This window comes from Oscillatoria sp. CS-180, from assembly GCF_028330965.1.
In the GTDB taxonomy this organism is placed as follows: Bacteria; Cyanobacteriota; Cyanobacteriia; order Phormidesmidales; family Phormidesmidaceae; genus Halomicronema.
Map to the genome: position 1 here is coordinate 39,860 of NZ_JAQMUB010000079.1, position 23,141 is coordinate 63,000.

The 23,141-nt window shown below is 49.5% G+C and carries 23 protein-coding genes; 15 read left to right on the forward strand and 8 right to left on the reverse strand.

The annotated features are described in order from the left end of the window. Positions 1-126: 126 nt before the first annotated feature. Positions 127-2,205 carry a M3 family metallopeptidase gene (locus PN498_RS18505; protein WP_272064633.1) on the forward strand — a complete coding sequence of 693 codons (2,079 nt, stop codon included), beginning with the start codon at positions 127-129 and terminating at the stop codon, positions 2,203-2,205. A gap of 667 nt (positions 2,206-2,872) precedes the next feature. Here PN498_RS18505 and PN498_RS18510 read toward each other — a convergent pair. Beyond that, positions 2,873-3,616 carry a DUF561 domain-containing protein gene (locus PN498_RS18510; protein ID WP_442951433.1) on the reverse strand — a complete coding sequence of 248 codons (744 nt, stop codon included), beginning with the start codon at positions 3,614-3,616 and terminating at the stop codon, positions 2,873-2,875. Between the two features lie 166 nt (positions 3,617-3,782). On the opposite strand from PN498_RS18510, the gene PN498_RS18515 reads away from it, so the two are divergent. The 5 genes from PN498_RS18515 (at position 3,783) to PN498_RS18535 (ending at position 7,432) form a co-directional block, all read left to right on the forward strand. Continuing rightward, entirely contained in the window at positions 3,783-3,923 is a 141-nt protein-coding gene (locus tag PN498_RS18515) for a chlorophyll a/b-binding protein (RefSeq protein ID WP_272064634.1), read from the forward strand. A 168-nt stretch (positions 3,924-4,091) separates the two neighbouring features. After that, positions 4,092-5,252: a CobW family GTP-binding protein gene (locus PN498_RS18520; protein WP_272064635.1), complete on the forward strand. Its 1,161-nt coding sequence runs from the start codon at positions 4,092-4,094 to the stop codon at positions 5,250-5,252. Between the two features lie 235 nt (positions 5,253-5,487). Next, on the forward strand, positions 5,488-5,988 hold the full coding sequence (locus tag PN498_RS18525; RefSeq protein WP_272064636.1) for an HIT family protein: 501 nt from the start codon (positions 5,488-5,490) through the stop codon (positions 5,986-5,988). A 5-nt stretch (positions 5,989-5,993) separates the two neighbouring features. Further along, complete coding sequence (gene dtd / locus PN498_RS18530) at positions 5,994-6,458, forward strand: D-aminoacyl-tRNA deacylase (RefSeq protein ID WP_272064637.1); 465 nt, start codon at positions 5,994-5,996, stop codon at positions 6,456-6,458. Positions 6,459-6,595: 137 nt separating this feature from the next. Continuing rightward, positions 6,596-7,432 (forward strand): HAD family hydrolase, encoded by an 837-nt coding sequence (locus tag PN498_RS18535; RefSeq protein WP_272064638.1) that lies wholly within the window; start codon positions 6,596-6,598, stop codon positions 7,430-7,432. Here PN498_RS18535 and nrdR read toward each other — a convergent pair. From nrdR to psbB, 3 genes are all read right to left on the reverse strand, one after another. After that, positions 7,413-7,925 (reverse strand): transcriptional regulator NrdR, encoded by a 513-nt coding sequence (nrdR, locus tag PN498_RS18540; protein WP_272064640.1) that lies wholly within the window; start codon positions 7,923-7,925, stop codon positions 7,413-7,415. The two genes, PN498_RS18535 and nrdR, sit on opposite strands and share 20 nt — an antisense overlap. A 226-nt stretch (positions 7,926-8,151) precedes the next feature. Further along, the gene (locus PN498_RS18545; protein WP_272064641.1) at positions 8,152-8,250 is read right to left on the reverse strand and encodes a photosystem II reaction center protein T; all 99 of its coding nucleotides are present in this window, start codon (positions 8,248-8,250) and stop codon (positions 8,152-8,154) included. 137 nt (positions 8,251-8,387) lie between these two features. Next, complete coding sequence (psbB, locus tag PN498_RS18550; RefSeq protein ID WP_272064642.1) at positions 8,388-9,920, reverse strand: photosystem II chlorophyll-binding protein CP47; 1,533 nt, start codon at positions 9,918-9,920, stop codon at positions 8,388-8,390. Positions 9,921-10,290: 370 nt separating this feature from the next. Here psbB and PN498_RS18555 point away from each other — a divergent pair, with 370 nt between their 5' ends. Further along, positions 10,291-10,608, forward strand: coding sequence for a 2Fe-2S iron-sulfur cluster-binding protein (locus PN498_RS18555; protein WP_272064644.1), 318 nt, complete (start codon positions 10,291-10,293; stop codon positions 10,606-10,608). A gap of 132 nt (positions 10,609-10,740) precedes the next feature. Next, positions 10,741-10,851, forward strand: coding sequence for a photosystem II reaction center protein PsbM (gene psbM / locus PN498_RS18560; RefSeq protein ID WP_008313172.1), 111 nt, complete (start codon positions 10,741-10,743; stop codon positions 10,849-10,851). Between the two features lie 348 nt (positions 10,852-11,199). On the opposite strand, the gene PN498_RS18565 is transcribed toward psbM, so the two are convergent. Continuing rightward, entirely contained in the window at positions 11,200-11,961 is a 762-nt protein-coding gene (locus PN498_RS18565; protein ID WP_272064647.1) for an HAD family hydrolase, read from the reverse strand. Between the two features lie 509 nt (positions 11,962-12,470). Between PN498_RS18565 and PN498_RS18570 the strand changes: the two genes are divergently transcribed. After that, positions 12,471-14,585: a recombinase family protein gene (locus PN498_RS18570; protein WP_272064648.1), complete on the forward strand. Its 2,115-nt coding sequence runs from the start codon at positions 12,471-12,473 to the stop codon at positions 14,583-14,585. Here the strand turns inward: PN498_RS18570 and PN498_RS18575 are convergent. Beyond that, entirely contained in the window at positions 14,582-15,577 is a 996-nt protein-coding gene (locus tag PN498_RS18575; protein WP_272064650.1) for a hypothetical protein, read from the reverse strand. The genes PN498_RS18570 and PN498_RS18575 overlap by 4 nt on opposite strands. A gap of 268 nt (positions 15,578-15,845) precedes the next feature. On the opposite strand from PN498_RS18575, the gene rsmA reads away from it, so the two are divergent. The 3 genes from rsmA to PN498_RS18590 all read left to right on the forward strand — a co-directional run bounded on the left by rsmA (position 15,846) and on the right by PN498_RS18590 (position 18,299). Further along, positions 15,846-16,679, forward strand: coding sequence for a 16S rRNA (adenine(1518)-N(6)/adenine(1519)-N(6))-dimethyltransferase RsmA (rsmA, locus tag PN498_RS18580; RefSeq protein WP_272064652.1), 834 nt, complete (start codon positions 15,846-15,848; stop codon positions 16,677-16,679). Positions 16,680-16,744: 65 nt separating this feature from the next. Continuing rightward, positions 16,745-17,689 (forward strand): 4-(cytidine 5'-diphospho)-2-C-methyl-D-erythritol kinase, encoded by a 945-nt coding sequence (gene ispE, locus PN498_RS18585; RefSeq protein ID WP_272064654.1) that lies wholly within the window; start codon positions 16,745-16,747, stop codon positions 17,687-17,689. 154 nt (positions 17,690-17,843) lie between these two features. Beyond that, the gene (locus PN498_RS18590) at positions 17,844-18,299 is read left to right on the forward strand and encodes a DUF3531 family protein (protein ID WP_272064655.1); all 456 of its coding nucleotides are present in this window, start codon (positions 17,844-17,846) and stop codon (positions 18,297-18,299) included. 186 nt (positions 18,300-18,485) lie between these two features. Here PN498_RS18590 and PN498_RS18595 read toward each other — a convergent pair whose 3' ends face one another. After that, the gene (locus tag PN498_RS18595; protein ID WP_272064657.1) at positions 18,486-19,478 is read right to left on the reverse strand and encodes a ribose-phosphate pyrophosphokinase; all 993 of its coding nucleotides are present in this window, start codon (positions 19,476-19,478) and stop codon (positions 18,486-18,488) included. A gap of 406 nt (positions 19,479-19,884) precedes the next feature. Next, positions 19,885-20,199, reverse strand: a complete 315-nt coding sequence (locus PN498_RS18600; protein ID WP_272064659.1) for a DUF3067 family protein — start codon at positions 20,197-20,199, stop codon at positions 19,885-19,887. 427 nt (positions 20,200-20,626) lie between these two features. On the opposite strand from PN498_RS18600, the gene petC reads away from it, so the two are divergent. The 3 genes from petC to PN498_RS18615 all read left to right on the forward strand — a co-directional run bounded on the left by petC (position 20,627) and on the right by PN498_RS18615 (position 23,100). Next, entirely contained in the window at positions 20,627-21,169 is a 543-nt protein-coding gene (gene petC, locus PN498_RS18605; protein WP_272064660.1) for a cytochrome b6-f complex iron-sulfur subunit, read from the forward strand. 56 nt (positions 21,170-21,225) lie between these two features. Continuing rightward, the gene (petA, locus tag PN498_RS18610) at positions 21,226-22,209 is read left to right on the forward strand and encodes a cytochrome f (RefSeq protein WP_272064661.1); all 984 of its coding nucleotides are present in this window, start codon (positions 21,226-21,228) and stop codon (positions 22,207-22,209) included. A gap of 126 nt (positions 22,210-22,335) precedes the next feature. Beyond that, positions 22,336-23,100 (forward strand): DUF4058 family protein, encoded by a 765-nt coding sequence (locus PN498_RS18615; RefSeq protein ID WP_272064663.1) that lies wholly within the window; start codon positions 22,336-22,338, stop codon positions 23,098-23,100. The last annotated feature ends 41 nt before the right edge of the window (positions 23,101-23,141 follow it).

The following is a 23,141-nucleotide window of genomic DNA, read 5'->3' on the forward strand; positions in this document are numbered from 1 at the left end:
GTTGACAGGGGTTGAAGGCCGCACCCAAACTGAGTGAAGAAGCGCGATCGCCTTTTGCTCCTATCCATTCAATCCTCCTGTCTCATTACGTGTTTGACCGAATCTGTAAAGCTAATCGAGAGTGCTATGAGTGCAACTGTTCAAACAAATCCACTACTGATTGGTCAGGGGCTACCTCCCTTCGATGCCATTCGTCCTGAACACATCGTTCCAGGCATTGAAGAGCTGCTGAGCACGCTGACATCTGATCTAGAACATTTGGAAGCTACCGTTCAGCCGACTTGGGAGGGTTCGGTTGAGCCCCTCACCAAGATTGAGGAGCGCTTAGGCTGGAGCTGGAGCATTATTGGGCATTTGATGGGCGTAAAAAACAGCCCAGAACTACGGGAAGCCTATGAAACGGTGCAACCTGGCTTAGTTCAATTCGGCAATCGTTTGGGACAAAGCAAACCGCTCTACCAGGCTTTCAAGCAAATTCGAGAAGGCACGCAATGGCAGCAGCTTACTTCTGCCCAAAAGCGAATTGTTGACGCAGCTATCCGTGACGCTGAACTGTCAGGTGTGGGTTTAGAAGGTGAAGCCAAGGAAGCCTTTAACCAGATTCAGCAGCAGCTAGCTGAGCTTTCAACGAAGTTCTCCAATCACGTCTTAGACGCAACGAAGGCATTTAGCCTAACGCTGTCAACGTCTGAAGAGATTGAGGGACTGCCTCAAAGTCTATTGGCTTTAGCGGCTCAGGCTGCTAAAGAAGCGGATCATGAGGAAGCTACAGTCGAAAACGGGCCTTGGCGCATCACGCTGGACTACCCCAGCTACGTTCCTTTCATGCAGCATAGCCGTCGTCGTGATCTGAGAGAGAAGATCTATCGGGCCTTTATCACTCGCGCTGCCTCCGGTGATCTCGACAACCAACCGCTGATTGAACGTATCCTGGAGCTTCGTCAGCAGATGTCAAACATTTTGGGCTACGACACCTATGCTGAGTTGAGTATTGCTCGGAAGATGGCTCCTTCGGTGTCAGCCGTTGAACAACTGATGGAGGAATTACGGAGCGCTAGCTACAAGGCAGCCACTCGTGAACTGGAGGAGTTGACAACCTTTGCTCAAGATCACGGGTTTACCGATGACGTTAAGCAGTGGGATGTGTCCTTCTGGGCAGAGCGCATGCGGGAAGAGCAGTATGGTCTGAACGACGAAGAGCTGCGTCCTTATTTTCCGCTGCCTCAAGTGCTGGAAGGTCTGTTTACGCTAGCTCATCGCCTATTTGGCATTACGATTGCTGCTGCCGATGGCGAAGCACCTGTGTGGCATCCTGATGTGCGCTATTTTCAGGTAACTGGGGAAGAGGGGCAGACGATCGCGCATTTCTATCTCGATCCCTATAGCCGTCCTGCTGAAAAACGGGGAGGTGCTTGGATGGATGATTGCGTCAATCGAGGTCAATCCAACGGTCAAGTCCGTTTGCCGGTTGCCTATTTGGTTTGCAACCAGTCACCGCGTGTTGAGGATAAACCTAGCTTAATGACCTTCCGAGAAGTTGAAACGCTGTTCCATGAATTTGGCCACGGGTTACAGCACATGCTCACAACCGTCGACTACTCCGGTGCAGCGGGCATCAACAATGTGGAATGGGATGCTGTCGAGCTGCCTAGCCAGTTCATGGAAAACTGGTGTTATCACCGTGAGACGTTGCTGACCCTAGCTCGCCATTATGAAACAGGACAGCCTTTGCCGGACGATCTGTTTCAAAAAATCGTTGCAGCTCGTAACTTTATGACGGGTAATGCAATTTTGCGACAGGTGAATTTTGGCTGGCTTGATATTGAACTCCATCATCGCTATCAGCCAGGAGGTGAAGAAACGATCTGGGATGTCCGCGATCGCTTGGCTGAAAAGACAGCTGTTCTGAAACCGTTACCTGAAGACGCATTTCTCTGTGCATTTGGACACATCTTTGCCGGTGGATATGCCGCTGGCTACTACAGCTATTTCTGGGCGGAAGTCCTTAGCGCCGATGCATTTGCAGCGTTTGAAGAAGCAGGATTGGAAAACGAGCAGGCCATTACAGCGACTGGGCGTCGCTTTAGGGATACCGTTCTCTCGTTGGGTGGCAGCCGTCATCCAATGGAGGTCTTTACGTCTTTCCGTGGTAGAGAACCCAGCACCCAGGCACTCTTACGCCATCGTGGATTAGTTGCTGCGTAATCTTGAGCTCTCTCATCGGAGTACTAAAGGCAGGGTGGGATTAGCTCGCCCTGCTTTATTTTGAAGGGGCAGCGTCGAGGCAGAACGCTATAGCTGTAAGCTTGTTGTCAGTTTCGTTAGAACAAGACGGCGAGCCATTGGGCTATGGTTAAGGACCCGAATGCTATTGGGTGTACCAGCCTGGATGGCTGAAGCTACAGTTGTGAGGACTCACTCGCAGGTGGCAATACATCACATTTCTGCCTATTCAATTTCCCCTTTTTGAGAGAAATGCTAAGGCATGTGTAGCTGGTGCGGAGTCATTCAAAAACGTTAGAAAAACGCTAGAACCTAATCTAGAAAGGGGATTGATTCATTTCTTTGCCTTTTTCTTCTGAATTTCGGCCTATGCTTTTTCAGAAAAACAGGACATTTTTAGGAAGAAGCGCTATCCTAAAAGGCAGCTATATATCAATATAAATCAACCCGATAAATCAAAAACTTGAATCCAAAATATCATCACTAGCCCAGCATCGCTGGGCTTTTTTTTGACTTTATGAATGTCGGGGGCTGGCATTATTGACCCATTCTCTACCCTCTGCACAAAGGTGAATTTAGCCCCCGACTAAATTTGCTGGCGAGCACACCACAAGTGTTATCAAACCTATCGTGTTGAACAAAATAGTCTTTAGCGAGCGATCGCATGAGAATAGGCTGTGTCAAGGGCTTCAGCCAAGCTTCGGACAGCTGCAATCATGGCGAGTTCGCTATCAAGCTTATTCACGGCAGAGCCAACACCAATACCTGAAGCTCCAGCGGCGATCGCCATGGGTGCAGTGACATCCGACAACCCAGACGCACAGAGAACTGGGATCGTCACCGCCCGAGAAATTTCTCGCGCCGCCGCTAGGGTCGGAGCAGCCTTTTCGATCAGTCCTAGCGTGCCGCCGTGACTAGGCTGACTGCTAGTCCCGCCCTCGGTTTGAATGATGTCCGCCCCAGCGGACACTAATGCTTCAGCCAGTTGTACCTGTTCATCTAGAGCGAGAATGTGGGGAACCGTGACCGAAAGGGTCATGCCGGGGAACTGCTGACGGGTTGCCTGAGTTAACGCCAGCACCTCTGCGGCTTCGAATCGAATGCCCTGGGCATAAAAAGCGTCGAAGTTACCAATCTCAATTAGGTCAGCGCCCGCCTGAACAGGAGCGGCAAATGCATCGACATCAACTGCCGATACGCAAATGGGTAAATCCGTTAGCTGTTTAGCCAGCCGCACAAGGTCAGCATCTGCTGCAATATCAACACAGGTCGCGCCGCCTTGATCCGCTGCTCGAATGACAGATGTGACGCGATCTCGATTAAAGTTGGTTAGCCCACTGATAATCTTGAGCGCTCGGCCTTGGGCAAATGCTGTTTGAAGCTTGGCGTGCATAGTCAAAGAATCCCCGTAATCAGGTTCATAACTGCTATATTCTGCCATGCACTTTACCGCTTTCAGGGAAGCTAGTTTAGGACTTGGCAAGGGTATAATTGATTGTGTTACGCTCTGTAACAAGGGGTTGCATTAAAACCTAAATTAACCATTATGAATAACTATCATGGAAAACGAAGGTAAGTTTGGTTTTGTTCGCTTTGCTGAAACGTGGAATGGTCGCTTAGCAATGTTGGGTTTTGTGATTGGGGTGGCTACTGAATACTTCACAGGACAAAGCATCCTGTCTCAGATTGGCTTGATGTAGAGATATCAGTTGACTTTTAAGGGCGGTATTAGGCCTGGAGAGAGATCGCTCTCCAGGCTTTTATGTTTCTCAATTTTCCTGTCGGTTTGTTCCCGTCTCAAGATGAACAAAGTCGTATTCGAAAATGAACATTATTATGGAGAATGTCGCGAATTCTAGCAGCAGCTTATGACTTCAGTGGTTACCTCCAATCAGGCTAAGGGCATGGACGACACAAAGCAGGGGATGCCCGTCACAATCATCACTGGCTTTTTGGGCAGTGGGAAAACAACGCTGCTGAACCACATCTTGAGCAACCAAGAGGGGCTGAAAACTGCTGTTCTGGTCAATGAGTTTGGTGAAATTGGCATCGATAACGACTTGCTAGTCACGACTGGAGAAAGCGATGACACGATGGTAGAACTCAGCAACGGCTGTATTTGCTGCACTATCAACGACGATTTAATGAACGCTGTCTATAAGGTTCTGGAACGGCAGGACAAAATTGATTATCTAGTGGTTGAAACAACTGGATTGGCCGATCCTCTGCCCATTGCTCTAACGTTCTTGGGTACAGAATTGCGCGATTTGACTCGTCTTGATTCCATTGTGACTGTTGTCGATTCCGAGAATTACAGTCTCGATTTGTTCAATAGCCAAGCTGCCTATAACCAAATTGCCTATGGCGACATCCTTTTATTGAACAAGGCAGATTTGGTAGACGATGCCAAGCTGGAGCAGCTGGAAGGTAAAATTCGTGACGTTAAAGAAGGCGCGCGCATCATTCGTACAACGAAGTCAGAGGTACCGCTGCCTTTGATCCTGAGCGTCGGATTGTTCGAGTCGGATCAGTACTTCGACAATTCTGATCACCACGACCACGAGCACAGTCACGACCACGAGCACAGTCACGACCACGAGCACAGTCATGACCACGGGCACCATAGCCATGCCGAACACGATCATGACCATGCTGACTGTGACCATGACCATGAGCACGAACACCACCATCATCACTCTGATCACCTAGCAATCGATGGCTTTACATCGTTGTCATTCGCAAGCGATCGCCCCTTTGCCATCCGCAAATTTCAGTCTTTTCTAGATAATCAACTGCCAGAAAATATCTTTCGTGCCAAAGGTATTATTTGGTTTGATGAAAGCCCTAAGCGACATATCTTCCACCTCAGCGGCAAGCGGTTTTCCCTAGACGATGACGAATGGAAAGGCAATCCTAAAAATCAGGTCGTTTTAATTGGGCAGAATTTGGACCACAACACACTTCGGACTCAGCTTAATGATTGTTTATGCGAACCCTCGGAAAATCGAGAAAAGGGATTTGGTCGCTAGCACGTAGGATAGTTCTATCCAGTTTTATCGCCTTAGTCTCTTATGGTCGCTGAAGACAAAGGTTTCCTAGCATTTGAGTGCAAGGGTGTTGCATCTACGACCTGTAGAGAATCTGTGGAAGTACCTCTGGCATTAGCGTGAGGAGAGTTAGGCCGGAAAAAATTACTGGATGAGTCTTGTCTATTGATAAGGCGGCGGGTGGATTTATCTCATAGCATTCTGTTGTCGCGATCGCATGTCTAACACTCATCCCAACAACGGCAATCAGCCTCACCCGGATTGCCTTGCCTGTCAAATCGTTCAGGGCAAAGTATCTGTTCCGGGCGGCATCATTGCGGAAAATGCTTGGTGGATGGCCGACCACTGTCTAGGCAGCCACGGTATTGGTGCAGTTGTGATTAAAACTCGTGCCCATCGGGAGAATTTTTGGGACTTGTCTGCCAATGAAGCAGCGTCTCTAGGGCCTTTTTTGCAGCAAATGACTTACGCAATGCAGCAGGCTCTAGGGGCAGAGCGTATTTATATTAACTCCTGGGTCGATCAGCCGCCTTACCACATTCATTTCGTTTTACAACCTCGCTTTGCGGGCAAAGCTGAACTAGGGCTACAAGGGTTGGAACTCCAAATTTATCGATCGCTACAGTCGAAACCAACCGATACCGAGATGATCACTGCGGCCCATAAGATTCGTCAAATGTATGAGCAGCTTTACCACCAGCGTTCCTTGAGTCATTAATCGCTATGCGTGTTTTAGTTCAGAGGGTCATTGAATCGCGTGTACAAGTGGATGGGCACACGATAGCCGACATTGCTCAGGGATTGAATCTTTTGGTTGGCCTTACCGATACGGATACCGAGGTCGAACTGGATTGGATGGCACAGAAATGTCTCAATCTGAGGCTGTTTCCGCAGGGAGAAGATGATCGCTGGGACGCCTCTGTACAAGAGATTGGAGGTGAAATTCTGGTGGTGAGCCAATTCACGCTTTATGGAAATTGTCGTAAAGGACGACGCCCATCGTTCGATAAAGCAGCTCCTCCACCTGTGGCAGAACCCCTCTTTGAACAATTTGTGGATAAGCTGCGTGTCAGCGGTTTGAAAGTGGTGACCGGACAATTCGGTGCCAACATGCGGGTGGATATTCAGAACAATGGTCCAGTCACGTTTTTGCTAGAACGAGAAGCTCCCAATACGTTAAAAGCATAAAGTAAAGCTTATTCTTGATCGATAAGCAATAAGTCGAGTCTATATGAAACCTGCTAATAATCATCCCATTCCGCGAAAATGGCTGTTAAGGTGTAGTAGATTTTTGAACTTTGTAATTAAACTTAAAGTCTTGCTTTATGCAGAACGCTCTTTCTCTCTCTGCACGTCTGCCCCACCGGTCAAAGACTTCGTCCAGGTCGAGTTCAGCACTGGGCAACCGTACTCTATTTTGTGATTTTGACGGTCCTATTGCAGACGTTTCTGAACGATACTACAGCACTTATAAGCTAGCGCTTTCAGCTGTCCGATCAGACTATGCTGAGCGAGGTGAACGGCTGCCCATTCGTCGCTTGACTAAGGCGCAGTTTTGGTACATGAAGCAAAACCGAACTCCTGATACCACAATCGCAGACTGGTCTGGTTTGTCAGGAATCCAAGTGGATGATTTCTTGAATCACGTTGCGACGATAGTCAATCAGACCACTTTGTTGCAACAAGATCAACTTCAACCGGGTGCTAAGGCGGCCCTTCATGCTTTACAGGATCGAGGTCACCGGATCGTGATTGTTACGCTGCGGCAGGCTGCTCAGGTATTAGATTTTCTGCATCAACATGACTTAGCGACGACAGTTAGTCAGATCTATGGTGCTGACACGACAACAGCCGCTTACCCAAACCGTACAGAACACAAGATTGCTCGCCTAAAAGATGCGATCGCGGATCAGCAACGCCTCGGTTGCGATACGACTCAGAGCTGCATGATTGGTGATACGGAAGCCGACATTTGTGCCGGACAGGCGGCTGACATCCCAGCTATTGCCGTCACCTGTGGTATCCGGAGCTCTGCTTACCTGAAAGGGTTTACGCCCAGTGCCCTGCATCGTGATCTCTATGCCGCAACTCAACAGCTGATTCTGCATCCCAAAACGCTGTTTCGTGACTATCACAGTTATGCTACGAAATCAGTGCGTTAAGACGAGAGTTAACGGTTGTATCAGGTGACGTTTCCACTTGAGTCTCCGAATTCAAGTGATTTAAGGTTTCGGTAAAATCTTGAATCCCCTTAAACTGACGATAGACAGAGGCAAAGCGAATGTAGGCTACCTCACTGATATCTTTGAGTCGTTTGAGCACTAAATCGCCAATTTCTGTGCTTTCAATTTCTCGACGTGCCCGCTGCTGCAAATCCGCCTCAATATCATCTACTAAGGAATCGAGGGTGCTGGCCTCAACCCCGGTTTTCTCGCAAGCCCGGATAACGCCTCGTAATACTTTAGACCGATCAAAGGACTCACGATCGCCACTCTGCTTGATCACCGTGATCGGAACGTATTCAATCCGTTCGTAGGTCGTAAATCGTCTTCCGCACTCTAGACACTCGCGTCTGCGACGAATACTTCTGCCGCTCTCAGCCGAACGAGACTCTAAAACGCGGTTGTTAGGATGCTGGCAGAAGGGACACTGCATGCCGCTATGTCTCCAGTAGAACTCAACTAAGTCAAAAAAATACCTACATATCGCCGAACTTAACAACAAAGTTGTCAAGTCTTAAAGCATTCTTAGGTAGTCTCCTTTTTAATAGTATCTAACTCTAGAAAAATGAAGCAGCGGTCCGCATAAACGAACCGCTGCCCAGTGCTCTGTAAGCTTTTGCAGAATCAGCGAATCTGACCAGCAAAATCAGATCTCGAAGCTAGTCTTTAGAAATCCGGGGAGGTTCGCGAAACGCGATCGCAAAAAACAGCGTACCAATGATGCAAGTGAAAATAAAAATGTAAGCAACGGCTTCCATCTTTAGGGCCTCCTACTCTACTTACTCTACGTTTAGTCTAAGGTATTTCGATGAAAAAGCGTTCAGCTATTTAATATCCTTACTGAAAGGGAAAAAGCTGAACGCTTGATCAATTGATCTGCAAAGCTCAGAACTGCTTATACAGTCTCTTTGCTACGGGTCGAGCGGTCACCCACTTTCTGGAAGAAACCCCACTCCACCTGCTCGGCAGAAAGCTCGGGGTCGATACCTGCAAAGACGTCCCGGTATAGTGTCCGAGAACCATGCCAGATATGCCCAAAGAAGAAGAGCAGTGCGAAGACAGCATGAGCATAGGTGAACCAGCCACGGGGACTTGTCCGGAAGACACCGTCTGATTCTAGAGTTTCGCGATCGAACTCAAAAGGCTCACCGAGCTGCGCCTTACGAGCAATTCGCTTCACCTCAGCGGGATCCGTAACGGTCTCACCAGCACGCTCTCCACCGTAGAACGAAACGGTCACACCAGTTTGCTCAAAGCTGTACTTAGACTCAGCTCGACGGAAAGGAATATCGGCACGAACAATGCCATTTTTGTCGGTCAGAACGACCGGGAACGTCTCAAAGAAGTTAGGCAAACGACGGACGCTCAGCACTCGGCCTTCGCCATCCTTGAAGACAGGGTGACCCAGCCAGCTGCGGGCAATCCCATCACCTTCGTTCATCGGCCCTACGCGGAACAAACCACCCTTCGCAGGGCTGTTACCCACGTAATCGTAGAACGCCAGCTTCTCAGGAATAGCTGCATACGCCTCTTCAGCGGAAGCACCTGTTGCGGAAGCCGCTTGAGCGCGTCGCTGAATTTCTTCCTGGAAATAGCCACTATCCCACTGATAGCGAGTAGGGCCAAACAGTTCGATCGGCGTTGCTGCATTGCCGTACCACATCGTTCCGGCAACCACAAAAGCGGCGAAGAAGACAGCGGCAATACTACTAGACAGAACTGTTTCGATGTTACCCATCCGCAGAGCCTTGTAGAGACGCTGAGGAGGACGCACTGTCAAGTGAAACAATCCAGCGATGATGCCAACAATACCAGCAGCAATGTGGTGGGCAACAATGCCCCCAGGATTGAACGGGTTGAATCCGGCGGGTCCCCATTCAGGCGCTACCCCCTGAACGTGACCTGTGACGCCGTAAGGATCAGAAATCCACATGCCAGGTCCCCATAGACCTGTTAGGTGGAACGCGCCAAAGCCGAAGCACAGAAGACCCGATAAAAATAGATGAATACCGAACATCTTGGGCAAATCCAGAGCAGGCTCGCCTGTTCTGGGATCGCGGAAGAGATCCAAATCCCAATACACCCAGTGCCAACAAGCCGCCAAGAACAGCAGACCCGAAAGCACGATATGCGCTGCGGCAACACCCTCAAAGCTCCAGAAGCCAGGATTGACAGCGGGCTCACCCGTAACGCTCCACCCCCCCCAGGACTGAGTGACTCCCAAGCGGGCCATGAAGGGAAGCACAAACATTCCCTGACGCCACATCGGATTCAAAACAGGATCACTGGGATCAAAGGTGGCTAACTCGAACAAAGCCATAGAGCCAGCCCAGCCTGCTACCAATGCCGTATGCATGAGGTGAACAGATATTAGGCGACCAGGGTCGTTAAGAACGACCGTATGTACTCGATACCAGGGTAGTCCCATCGACTACTCTCCTCCTCTTAGTTTCAACAATTCCTTTTGCAGGTTTATTAAGAGTCATGATTATTGATAGCCTACCAGACTTGCCGCCTCCCAATCGCCCAGAGGGGACCCAAGAAGCTCATTCAGGTGATCGGTTCACCCACGCAAGACAAAAAAGATCAGATCCCATCTGGTCAGTTCGACCTTGCAATGATAAGTCTTGTAGACAAGATATAAAGAAGTGTAACTAGTGTCACATCCCTACGCAATCGACTTCAGCGGATAAACGCTGACCCTGACCGCGATCGCAATTCGCTAGGATTGAGATCAAGGCAGTTTAGGGATGAAAACTAGCTGATTGAGCCAATTTGAATCCTTGAGGAGAACACTGATGGCGGTTATTAAGTTTCTTGAAGAAGGGAAGGAGGCAAAGGAAGTTGTCGCAGCGGATGGGGCTAATCTCCGATACAAAGCGATGGAGAACGGGGTTGATATCTATACCTTTACTGGGAAGCTGACGAACTGTGGTGGTTATGGCCAATGTGGCACCTGTGTCGTTGATGTCATTGAAGGTGCAGAAAATTTATCACCGCGTACCAAGGTTGAAGAGCGAAAGCTTCGTAAGCGTCCTGAGAGCTGTCGTCTGGCCTGTCAAGTCGTTGTTAATGGCCCTGTCACGGTGCAAACCAAACCTAAGAAGAAGAAATAGGTCATCAACGTTTGCGCTTATGTGAGTTAGGTGCTTGGGTTTTTGGGGAAGGACGAAGACTAAACGATTCGTTAGCGCGATAGCGTAGACTGTAGATGCTGATGTTGTGCTTGAGAGTTAAGGTTTTACATCATGGAAGTTAATAATCTAGGCTTTGTCGCGAGCATTTTGTTTGTTTTAGTGCCCACGGTCTTTCTTCTCATTCTGTATATTCAGACTTCTAGTAAGCAGACAGGTTCTTAAGTTCGATCAGATTTTGTTTCACAAGTTAGGCCTCTGTCTTAGCCAAATAAGGCGGTTTAGACTGGGGTCTATGCTTGATTGCATCGCCAGCTCGATGCAGAAAAAGGCTTGAACCTTTGACTAATCACACTGTTTTGGGCTGTTTGTTCGTTGAGAATAGGCAGCCCAAATTTTTGCCGATGGCATCAAAATGCCCTAACTAAAAAGTGGTCGTTTCTGCTGGTTGAGTTGAAGCGGAAAATCTCCGCAACCCTGTGTCATTGTTGAACGACTTCCCTAGAGGGTGAAGTCAGTATTGAACAGACTACCGATAAACTACAGCTTGAGACCTGATCGCTGAGTAAGCGTTCAAAGCGTGAGTAGCTGTTGAGCGATCGCCACACTGAAATACGCCTGGTTCATAGACATCCCTTGCAAAACTTGGCAAGGATGGGTTGGCTCTCCTAAGTGATTGAGAACCAAAGACGCTTTTGAAAAGTTCTGCTGCACCGTGTAGCCATTGATAGTCACTACTGTTTTCAAGCCTGCACCGGTGGCCGCAGCCAGGCCATGTTCAGTATCTTCAATCACGATGCAGTGGCTTGATGAAAGAGCCGTTTTGTCGAGGACGTAGTGATAAATATCGGGCGCTGGTTTTTTATGCGGCACGATATCACCCGCCGCAATGACTGCAAACCAGTTAGCTGCTTCAGGATCGAGCGCTGTTTCTAACAAGGTAAGAGCATTTTCTAAGCGACTGGTGGTGGCGATCGCCAAACAAAGACCCGCTCGTCTTGCTTCAGAAATTAGCCTCTCGACGCCGGGCCTCAGCTGAATATTGCCAGTCTTCAGCAGAGCCGTGTAGCGTTCAGTTTTAGTGCGATGGAGATCAGCGATGAATTCCGTCCAATTGTGGATTTCCGGAACATGCGGTGAGTAGTGCTCAATGAAATAGCGAATGCGCTCTTTGCCCCCTGCTACCTGCAGGAGATCGCCATAAAGCGCCGTTGACCAGTGCCAGTTCAGACCTGCGGCTTGAAAAGTTTGATTAAAAGCAACGCGATGTCCATCCCGTTCAGTTTCTGCCAAAGTCCCATCGACGTCAAAGATGATGGCTTCGAGCGTAGTCATGAATAATCTCTGTCAGGAAGATTCGCTGCGATCGCCATACTCTCATGTTTAGCGATCGCTAGATGAAGAGACAATGACGCGCCAAGCAATAAACAGAAGGAACGACACATATCCAATCACAAATATCCACTCCTGAAGCGTATCTCTTGGAAACATTGCTCTCTCTGTGAGGGAAATAAGGGGGAAATGTGAAAAAGGATGCAGTTTGGTCCTGCGCAACAGGAGGAAGACAATAGCAAGAAGGAGGACTGCAATTATTTACGCAGTAACAACAATTATGGTTCTGTAGTTACCCCGTCACCCACTTCAGGGTCATTTTCTCATACCATCACAGCAGCTTATCCCCAAACGCTCACCGACCGTGGATATAGCCCTCGTCGTTCCGCTAAGGCAAGACGACAACCTATTCGGTGATGTGCTCAATATCTGAACGCTGCGCTAACGTGCCGCCGCATCGTGAAGGTCCCTTAACGCCAGCCTAAACCTCTAACCTCGTATAAGCTTTGGTCATGGAGAACTTGACCTGGATCGAAGGCACAACTCGCAGTGGCAAAACAGCCCAGCTGCTAGCCCATTTATCGGGGCTGGCTGAACGCGATCGCGTCGAGACCGGAACCGTGTTTCTGATGTTTGCGGCTAACGGAGATAACCGCTTAGTCCTAGCTGACCGCTTGGCGGAGACAATTCCTGCTAGCGTGCCCGTAACCACCTCAACGCCAGCCGGCTTCATTCAAAACGAAGTCGCTTTATTCTGGCCTGTGTTAGTCGAGGCCTTGGGTCTGAGTCCACAGTTTCCCATGAAGCTGCGCCCCGAAAACGAGCAGGAACTGGCAACTCAGGTCTGGCGAAGTGAGCTTGAAGGAGATGCCCTATTGGTTCCCGGCTGGACAGAAGCACAGACCGTCCGGCGATCGCTTGATTTCCTGTTGCTTGCAGCCAACAGTGGCATTCCGGCGGAGGACCTCTCCACGCTTTTACCAGAAGGTATGCCCAACGGCATTGCTCCGGTCGAAGTCTGGGAGGCGATCGCGCAAGCAATTGTCACCTGGCGAGATTGGTGTCTCAAGCGAGGCTTCTTGACTTACAGCATCGCGACAGAACTCTATTGGCGCTACCTCTTACCGCATTCGCTCTATCTCGAAAAGTTTACTCAGCGATTCTGTGGTGTCTTGGCGGACGACTTGGATGAATATCCGGCCATTTTTCGCATGATTCTGGCGCATGCAGACAGCTTGGGATTACCGACTGCCATCACATGGAATCCCTATGGCAAAGTCCGGCTAGGTGTTGGTGCCGATCCTGGTGCCTTAGAGAAGCTGCGGAATCAGGCAACCGTGCTGGATGACACATCAAATATTGCCTCAGATACCATCGCAGCAACTTGGGGTGAACTCCTTGTCACCGCTGTGCTCGACCCTGTGGCCGTACCTGAGCCTATCGAAGCTATCCAGGTCATTCAATCAACATCAAGAGGAGAGCTGTTGCGTAGAACTGCCGAAGCGATCGCCCAAGCGATTCAGCAGGAAGCAATGACGCCGGGAGAGATCGCCGTAATTGGTCCTGGATTCGACGCGATCGCCCGCTACACCCTAGCTGAGATCCTCCAAAAACAGGGCATTCCCGTGGTCTCCTTGAACGACCAGCGCCCCCTAGTCAGTACACCGTTAGTGCGATCAGTTCTGACCTTAATTCCCTTCATCTATTCCGGATTGGGACGATTCCTTGACAAGGATGCCGTCGCTGAGATGCTGGTTGTTCTCAGTCAGTCTGCTCAAGGCAGCCCTAACCAGTCCTGGTTTGAGCGCGTACAAATTGATCCGGTGCGGGCAGAATTGATTGTCGACCATTGCTTCCAACCGGATCTCGAACATCCTGACCTGCTGGAAGTGACTGAATTTCCTCGTTGGGATCGACTGGGATATCAGGCAACAGAGGCATACAACACCCTACGAGAGTGGATTGCTCAACAGCGGCAAGCGCGTCAGCAGCGCCTCATCACAAGTCCCGTAAGCCTGATTGATAGAGCCATCCAATCTTTCTTGTGGCGCGGCAACTATTTACCCTATGACCAGTTGGCTGCTCTACGAGAACTGGTTGAGACGGCACAGCACTTTTGGGAAGTACAGGGCCGTCTGCAACTACAGCGGCGGTTCTCCAGCGATGCTCTAGACACCGAATTGTCCCCCGAAGGACGATTTCTGCATTTGCTGCGTCAAGGTATCGTTACCGCCAATCCCTTTCCGGTCAAACCTTTGGAGCAGGGGCAGCAGGGAATTACCCTCTCAACGGTTTTTCAATATCGCTCACAGCGGCTAACGCATCGTTGGCAATTTTGGCTGGATGCAGGATCACCGCGATGGCTTACAGGGACTGACGCTCTCTTTGGCTATCCCATTTTCCTGGAAGGTCGGCAAGGTCGTCCGTGGACAGCAGACTTTATTGAACAAAGTCATGAGGCCCGTCTAGAACGCATCTTGCGGGATCTATTGGGCCGCGCGACCGAGCAGGTCATTCTCTGTCACAGCGATCTGGCTGTTAATGGACAAGAACAAACTGGACCGCTCCTGACCTTAATCGATGTTGCAGAGGAGTGGTCACTGGCGACTTTGGAGACCGCCCCTTAGGACGGGTCGTTCGGTAACTTAAGCGGCTGAATGGGTTGTGAGGGCTGCGATCGCCGACGAGCCCGATGGGTACGGTTTTGGGCAACCGATGGGTCAGCAGTAGCGGAAGACTGGACCGTTTGGATCTGTCGTAGCTTATGCAGCTCGCGCTTATAGCGATCGCGCTCGGCAGCAACGGCTTGATAACGCTGTCGAAGCTGAGCCTCCTGTTCGACGTGGTCCATCAACATCGCTTCTAGCTCATGAATACGATGCTCCTGCCGATGCAAAGCCATCTCCAACACACCCGTGTCGGCATCGCCATCCCCCACAGAATCCATCACATCTTCTGGATCTAAGATCGACATGGATTCTCGGGTATTGGCATCTTCCTCTACGGAATCGGCCTGAGTTGTTGCATCCGTTTCCTGAAAAGCTTCTAAATCGGCGATCATCGCCTGAATCGTCTTAATAATTTGACTCAAATGGGTGTGATGTCCACCTAGATCTGATTTCAGGCTAGTTAGGTGCTGCTTAGCGGCACTCAGATGTTGACTGAGGTTAACTGACATGGAACGGGCCACCATCACCTCGGCTTCCAAAGCTAGCTGATAGTCTGGTGATTCTTTGTTTGCGCCTTTGCCAGATTGTTGCTGCTGCCCCAAATACTGTAAGTACCCCTGCAGTTCTGCATTGGTTTGATGGAACTGAATATTGAGGTAGTCAAACTCTTGCTGTTGATGATCAATCAGCTCGTTCAAGCGATAGCCCATGACGCTGAGGAGATGATTTTGCACCTCGGTAAACTGAGCAAGTTGCTGCTTTAAATGAGCGATCGCCTGCTGCTGAACATTCGCATATTTCTCAGTATTAGCAAGCTGAGTCTCAACCCATTGCTTATCTCGAACTTGAGCGGTCAATTCGTCAAGCGAACCTAAAGCCTGATCTAGAGCCTGCTGTAGTAGACACACCCGCTGAACAAGTTTGAAATCCAGAGAATTGCTCTGTTGCATAGTTGAGAATTAACTACGATTTGGCGGGCAATGTGAAAGCTTGAAGACTCAATTTATCAGAGCTGGCAGGAGAATGTTGTCTGGTACACAACACCTGTAGTGTAGAGAGACAATTCTTTACCAAGATGCACGGATGCAGTAATGTTTAGGAAAATCTAGAAATTGTTCAAACAACCGTAGGAACACTGATATTTGAGCACTGTAGACACGCTGTTTTTCTGAAATTGTCGTGCGATACGATGACTTCACTTTCACACCTTAGAATGGGATGACTTTCTCTGCACGACCTCGAAAACAATTTGGGCAGCATTGGCTTCAGAGTGAAACGGTTTTATCCAAAATTGTTGAGGCAGCAGCTCTAAAAAATGACGATTGCATCCTGGAGATTGGTCCAGGCACAGGGGTGCTGACTCATCGGCTGTTATCCCAGGCGCAGCAAGTCGTAGCGGTCGAAATCGATTATGACCTGTGTCACAAACTCGTCGCAAAATTTGCTGGAGCGCAAAATCTGTTGCTGCTGCAGGGCGATTTCTTGACCATGAACTTAACCGAAAAGCTCTCAGGCTCAGGATTTCAGGATCCGAATAAAGTTGTTGCCAACATTCCTTACTACATTACGGGACCGATTTTAGAGCGTTTGCTGGGAACGATTATTCAACCTCAAATCGCTTCTTTCGACCAGATTGTCTTGCTCGTTCAACAGGACATTGCTAATCGCCTCTGTGCTCAATCTGGAACCAAAACTTTTGGTGGCTTAACAGTCAAAGTGCAATACCTAGCAGATTGCGAAATCATCTGTTCAGTGCCACCCAAAGCTTTCCATCCGCCACCCAAGGTTTGGTCAGCCGTCATTCGGCTATCTCCGCGTCCATTCCCCTTACAGGCTCAAGATCCTCAGCTGTTGCAACAGCTTGTGAAATTGGGGTTTGCTAATAAGCGCAAGATGCTGCGGAACAATCTGTCGTCCATAATTGAGCGATCGCAGCTACTGGCATTGTTTGAAATGCTAAACATTGCTGACAACGTGCGAGCAGAAGACCTGTCTGTGGCAGAGTGGGTGTCGTTGAGTAATAAGATGCTTGAGCAAGGGCATCTCACGTGAAGACTGGATGCAGCTCCGGTTTTCTAGATCTAAAGGGCCATTTTCGGAGACAGCAGCAAAACGATATGGATTCCTATTCTCTCTCCGCCGCCGCCAAAATCAATTTGTATTTGGAGGTCATCGGCGATCGCCCAGACGGCTATCACGAATTGGTGATGGTGATGCAAAGCGTCAGCTTGTCAGATCGACTGACGCTGCGACGTCTAAACGTTCCTGCGATTCGGCTGAACTGCGATCATCCTCTAGTCCCCAACGATTCCAGTAACCTTGTACACAAGGCTGTGGTTCTACTCCAGTCTCGGTTTCCTCAGGCTTGGAAGCAGTACGGAGGCGTTGAAATTACCCTTGAGAAAAATATTCCTGTCGGAGCCGGCCTGGCTGGGGGGTCTACGAATGCGGCAGCAACGCTCATCGGCTTAGATATGCTGTGGCAGTTGGGACTGACCCAAATTGAGCTACAGACATTAGGCGCCGAGTTGGGTTCAGATGTCCCTTTTTGTATCGCCGGGGGGACCGCGATCGCGACCGGACGGGGCGAACAAGTCGATTCGCTGTATGGCATCGACAACCTCTATGTTGTATTGGCGAAGTATCAAAATTTATCCGTCTCGACCCCGTGGGCCTATCAGACCTATCGACAGCAGTTTGCCTCAACTTATGTCAGCGTCAGCGTCGAGCGAGAAAGTCGTCAAGAAGCACTGCGCTCAGGTGCAATGGTGGCAGCTATTTCCCATCAGAACGGTTCTGAGATTGGGGAACATCTGCATAACGACCTCGAAAAAGTTGTATTGCCGGCTCATCCCGATGTGCAAAAGCTGAAGGAGACGATGGTGAGTTGTGGCGGTTTGGGAACGTTGATGTCTGGCTCAGGCCCAACGGTGTTTACCCTAACGGCAACTCAGGCTGAAGCTGAAGCGATCGCAGAGCAAACCCGAAGTCGTCTGTCTGATCCCGATTTGCAGCTGTGGGTAACGTCGTTTACGCCAACGAGCATTCAGATGGTGACGTAATTGAAGATTGAGGTTACAGTCCACTTTGATAACTCAAATGTCACTAATTGCGCGGGTCGGGGTAGGCTTGACCTTTTGAGTAGCAACGACAAACAAAGCCTAGCTTTTTCAGATGCAAAGATTACTCGACATCATTGAGAGGTAGCGGCACAGGATGAAAATACAGTTTCGTGAGTGTGATTTCTTCAACCTTTGGATTTGGATACGGTTCGCAACCGCACCCTCCACGATGGAGCAGCAGTACGTCGATGAAATTATGAACTCTTGGTTCTTTTTGGGTAAGTTGGGCGGTTTTAACGCTGAGAATTTGCAAGTTCAAGACACGGGCTTGGAAATTAGCTACATGAACTATGACCCCAATCCAACTGACGACACGCTGGTGGCTCTGATGCACAACATGGCAGAGGTAGAGTATCAGGGTGTTTGGGCACGCTGCTGGTTTGACTTGGGAACCACTGATGCGATCGCGCTAGATATTCTCCTCAATGCTTTGAGGCAGTTTAGCGAAGATTATGTGGCGATCGAGGAAATCATCGTAGGCGGTGAGAACGAAGATTGGCCGACACCTGATCACTACCAGCCCGATTTCGTCACTGATGGCCGCAACTGATCGACACTCAAAAGGGCCATCAGCTCAGTGACTCATGACCCTTTTGATGATTGACAACTTTCGCCAGTTAGCTTGTACGCCAAACACTATCTGGGGGCTTAGACCATAGCCGGCTGGCTTGCCATCTTGGCCTAATGGAATTGGCGATCGCTGCCACAATCCGTTCTTCTGCCTGAGCTACCGCCCTTAACGAAACATGCTGCTGACGGAGCTTTCTTCGTGAATCCGCCAAATTGCCTCTCCCAACAGATTAGCAACAGAAAGGGTCATTAGCTGATCGAATCGATGCTCATCGGGCACAGGAATAGTATTGGTGACAATGACCTCTTCAAACAGACCATCGGACAAGCGCTCAGAAGCGGGAGGAGAAAAGACTGCATGAGTTGCGCAAGCATAAACTCGCTCTGCGCCTTCACTACGAAGTAGCCGAGCACCTTCGCAAATGGTGCCCGCAGTATCAATCATGTCATCCACCAGAACGGCTGTTTTGCCCTTCACATCTCCGATAAGGTTCATCACCTCAGCTACGTTGTGAGCTTGTCGACGTTTGTCGATAATCGCGAGCGGTGCATCATCCAGCTTTTTAGCAAACGCTCTGGCACGCGCCACACCCCCTACGTCAGGGGAGACGACAACCAGGTCATCAATAGCCTTCTTGGCGATGTAGTCGATCACGACCGGAGAGCCATAAACATGGTCGCAAGGAATATCAAAATAGCCTTGAATCTGCGCTGAGTGCAAATCCATCGCCAAGACTCGATTGGCACCAGCCTTAGTCATCAAATTGGCAACTAATTTGGCAGTGATGGATTCACGCCCAGCAGTTTTGCGGTCTGCTCTGGCGTAACCATAGTAAGGAAGCACTGCTGTGATTTGGCGAGCAGAGGCCCGACGACAAGCATCGATCATGATGAGGAGTTCCATCAGATGATCGTTTACGGGATGGCAGGTTGGCTGCACCAGATAAACGTCACATCCTCGAATCGACTCTTGAATCTGAATGTAAAGTTCGCCATCAGCAAAGCGCTTGCGAACCATCGGCCCCAAGTCGATCCCTAAATAGCGAGCAACCTCCCGCGAGAGATTGACATTGGCTGACCCTGAAAACAGCTTCAATCGACTGTTATCACTCAGAGTCGGCAGTGTCGTCTGGAGCGGCAGCGTGGCAGAACGAATCACAGCAAGCCCCCAAAAACCCAAATCATCACGGTAATGCTAACACTCCCTTTTGTGATCCCCACTAAGCAATTTCTCTTAGTTACCGGACAGCGTATCGTTGGACGCCCGTGTTGTTAAGGATGACAAACATGAAAGTTCTTTGAAGAGACTGGAATTTGGGTAGATGCCCTGTGATTTCTATGTTTAGTACACCAGCGCGAACATTTACTTTGGCCGTAGATATATTTTATGTAATTTTACTGAAGCGACGTAACGATTACTCCAACTGTCATAACCCTACCCGTTCCGTTAGAACAAGACAGCAAACCATTTTGACTCTCCAAAAAGTCGAAGCAGGCATCCATCCGCCTTGACAATCAGCCCAAAAACAGGGCTTTACTCTTTTTAGATACTTTTTGGGATCAGCTCAAAATTCCAAAAGCCACTCTGAGCGGCGTTCTCCCAAATCGAGAGGAATGCTGACAGCTTTGCCCAAGCGAGGGCGATCGCGAGTTTCTGCAATGACCTGACGAATGTAGTCGGCTTGCCCCCACCCCACGAGATAAGTTGCCACCTCGTTCAAGTGAGCTAGATACTCATCTTCTGAAAGGGGAAACGACGCTTGCTCCAAATATCGCCACATAACCTGCAGGAAAATTTGATCCTGTAAACGCCGAAATTGAACGTCAAAAGAATATCCCCACTTGGACAGTATGAGTTCGTGCAACTCTAGCCCTGTCATTGCCTTACACTCCAAGGTCAGCATTAATATTTTGTAACACTGATTCGACCAACTTTTCCGAACGCTACCACAGTCGCTAACAATTCATCTCATAAGAGGACAGAAAGTAGAGTACGTAAAGCATCCGACCAATTAGGTGGGGCTCAGATGGTTTCGCATTTTCCCCTGTGAGAGCGGCATTTTATGCGGTCAAGCAAAATTACGCTGCCGATCGCGTATCTGAAAGTTTGATTCTGCTGACCCGACACACAGTGAAATGCAATAATACTTAGCAAGAATCTGACCTTATTCTCATCCTAAGTGTCGCTAGGGTCTTGATCTAGGGTGCCCTGTAGGCTTCCCTTAATAAGGCGAAAGGTTGAGCAACTTTTTGTAATAACCCTAGTGCACTTTCTGGTCTGTCCTAAAAGAAACGTGTCTTTAGACTATGACTCAAGCCTCTGAAATGTCTGACGTCCCCAGTTTGGGACGGCGTCAGTTTATGAACCTCTTAACCCTTGGTGCAGCAAGCGGAGCCGTAGGCGGCATGTTGTATCCAGTCATCAGTTACTTCATTCCACCGTCTAGCGGTGCTGCTGGGGGCGGCACCCTGGCCAAGGATTCTCTAGGAAAGGATGTTGTTGCCAGCGAATTTCTTGCCGAGCATGCTGCTGGCGATCGCGTGCTAGCTCAAGGTTTGAAGGGTGATCCCACTTACCTCGTTGTCACCGAAGATGGCAGTCTTGAGAGCTACGGCATCAACTCCGTATGCACGCACTTGGGCTGTGTAGTTCCTTGGAATGCCAGTGAGAACAAGTTCATCTGCCCTTGTCACGGTTCCCAATACGATTCCACGGGTAAGGTTGTGCGTGGTCCTGCACCTTTGTCTCTAGCCTTAGCTCACGCAGATGTCACTGAAGATGACAAGGTTTCTCTCTCTGAGTGGACTGAAACTGACTTTAGAACTGAAGAATCTCCTTGGTGGACCTAACACCTCCAAGGTCTGCTTGCTGTGTTGTTTTTAAGTTTGGATAACTAAGACTTCTGATGAAGACCCCATTGTTGAGAGGCCGTTTCCAGTGGGCACCCGTTGTTAAGCGCCTGTCCGTGGCGATCGCGGCTGCCTTTATCGTTCTATCTGGCATCGTCGCTACGCCAGAAGCCGCCCAAGCCTATCCCTTCTGGGCGCAAGAAAATTATGATTCCCCTCGGGAGGCGACAGGTCGTATTGTTTGTGCCAACTGTCACTTGGCCGAGAAGCCGACCTATGTTGAGGTTCCCCAGTCTGTTAAGCCCGACTCCGTTTTTAAGGCTGTCGTGGAAGTTCCCTATGACTTAGATACGCAACAGGTTCTGGGTGATGGTAGCAAAGGCGGACTCAATGTTGGTGCTGTGCTGATGCTTCCTGAAGGCTTTAAGATTGCTCCGCCAGATCGGATTCCAGAAGAGCTGAAAGAAGAAGTCGGCAGCACTTACTTCATGCCCTACTCTGAGGAGCAAGACAATATTATCTTGGTGGGTCCACTCCCTGGCGAACAGTACCAAGAGATTGTTTTTCCTATCTTGTCTCCAGACCCTGCTAAAGATAAAAACATCAAGTTCGGTAAGTATGCCGTGCATGTTGGCGGCAACCGGGGGCGTGGTCAGGTGTATCCAACGGGTGCCAACAGTAACAACAATGTGGTTAAGGCTCCTGTTGCAGGCGTTGTCACCAGCGTCAATGCGGCTGATGCTGGCGGCTACGAGTTGACCATTCGACTAGACGATGGTGCGACTGAGACCGTTTCTGTTCCCCCTGGCCCTGAACTGATTGTTGCCGAAGGCGATGCTGTTAGTGCAGGTTCACTGTTGACCACTGATCCCAACGTGGGTGGTTTTGGTCAGCGAGATACCGAAATTGTGCTCCAAAGCCCAGCCCGTATCAAAGGACTGATTGCCTTTATTGCAGCAGTCATGCTCACGCAAATCATGCTGGTGTTGAAGAAGAAGCAGGTCGAGCGGGTTCAAGCTGCCGAAGGTCTAAGTCTCTAGTTGCGAGACCAATCAACTGAATTGGAGAAGGGGGTGCCGCTAGGCCCCCTCTTTTTTTGCCCTGTTTTCTTATGATGAATGTAGATCTTACCTAGTCAGGATCGAGGACAGCACTTGTGTGACGTTATGGCTAATCCGTTTCCAGGAATGAATCCATATCTAGAACAGTCAGACTATTGGTCGGATTTTCATAACCAACTCATTGCTGCGATCGCCCGTACTCTCATTCCTCAACTACTGCCCAAATACCGAGTCGTTACGGACAAATGGGTCTACACCATTACCGATGACTTAGCGATCGCATTGGGTCGTCCTGATGTGAGCATTCAGCAGCGACGTCAACCGCCTCCCCCTCTTTCAACAACCGCCGTCACTTCGGTACAACCCATTAAAGTGAGTGTTCCTCTTCCAGTAGAGGTACAACAGTCTTTCCTAGAGGTCAAAGATACTGCAACGCAGTCTGTGGTGACGGTCTTAGAAGTGCTATCTCCCGCTAACAAATACGGAGAAGGACGAAGTCAATATCAGGCAAAACGACAGCAGATCCTAGAAAGCTCGACTCATCTAGTAGAAATCGATCTGTTGCGAAGTGGGAAACCCTTTTTGCTAAAGAGTGAAGCTGTTCAAAGCCACTATCGAATTTTGGTCAGCCAGGCGCAGCACAGACCTGTGGCAGACCTCTATCCTTTTGATGTATCCGTTCCGATTCCAGCTATCCCATTACCGCTGCGCTCCGAAGACGGAGATATCTTGCTCGACGTACAGACAGTGTTCAACGGGTTGTATGAACAACTGGGCTATGACTACTTCATTGACTATGCTCAGTCACCTCCAAGACCCTGGTCATGGGATGATATTATGCCGTTCCTCTCTAGTGCTTCAGGATTGTAATGGAATGCTTAAAGCCTGTAATTAGCGACTGGAAATCCGCA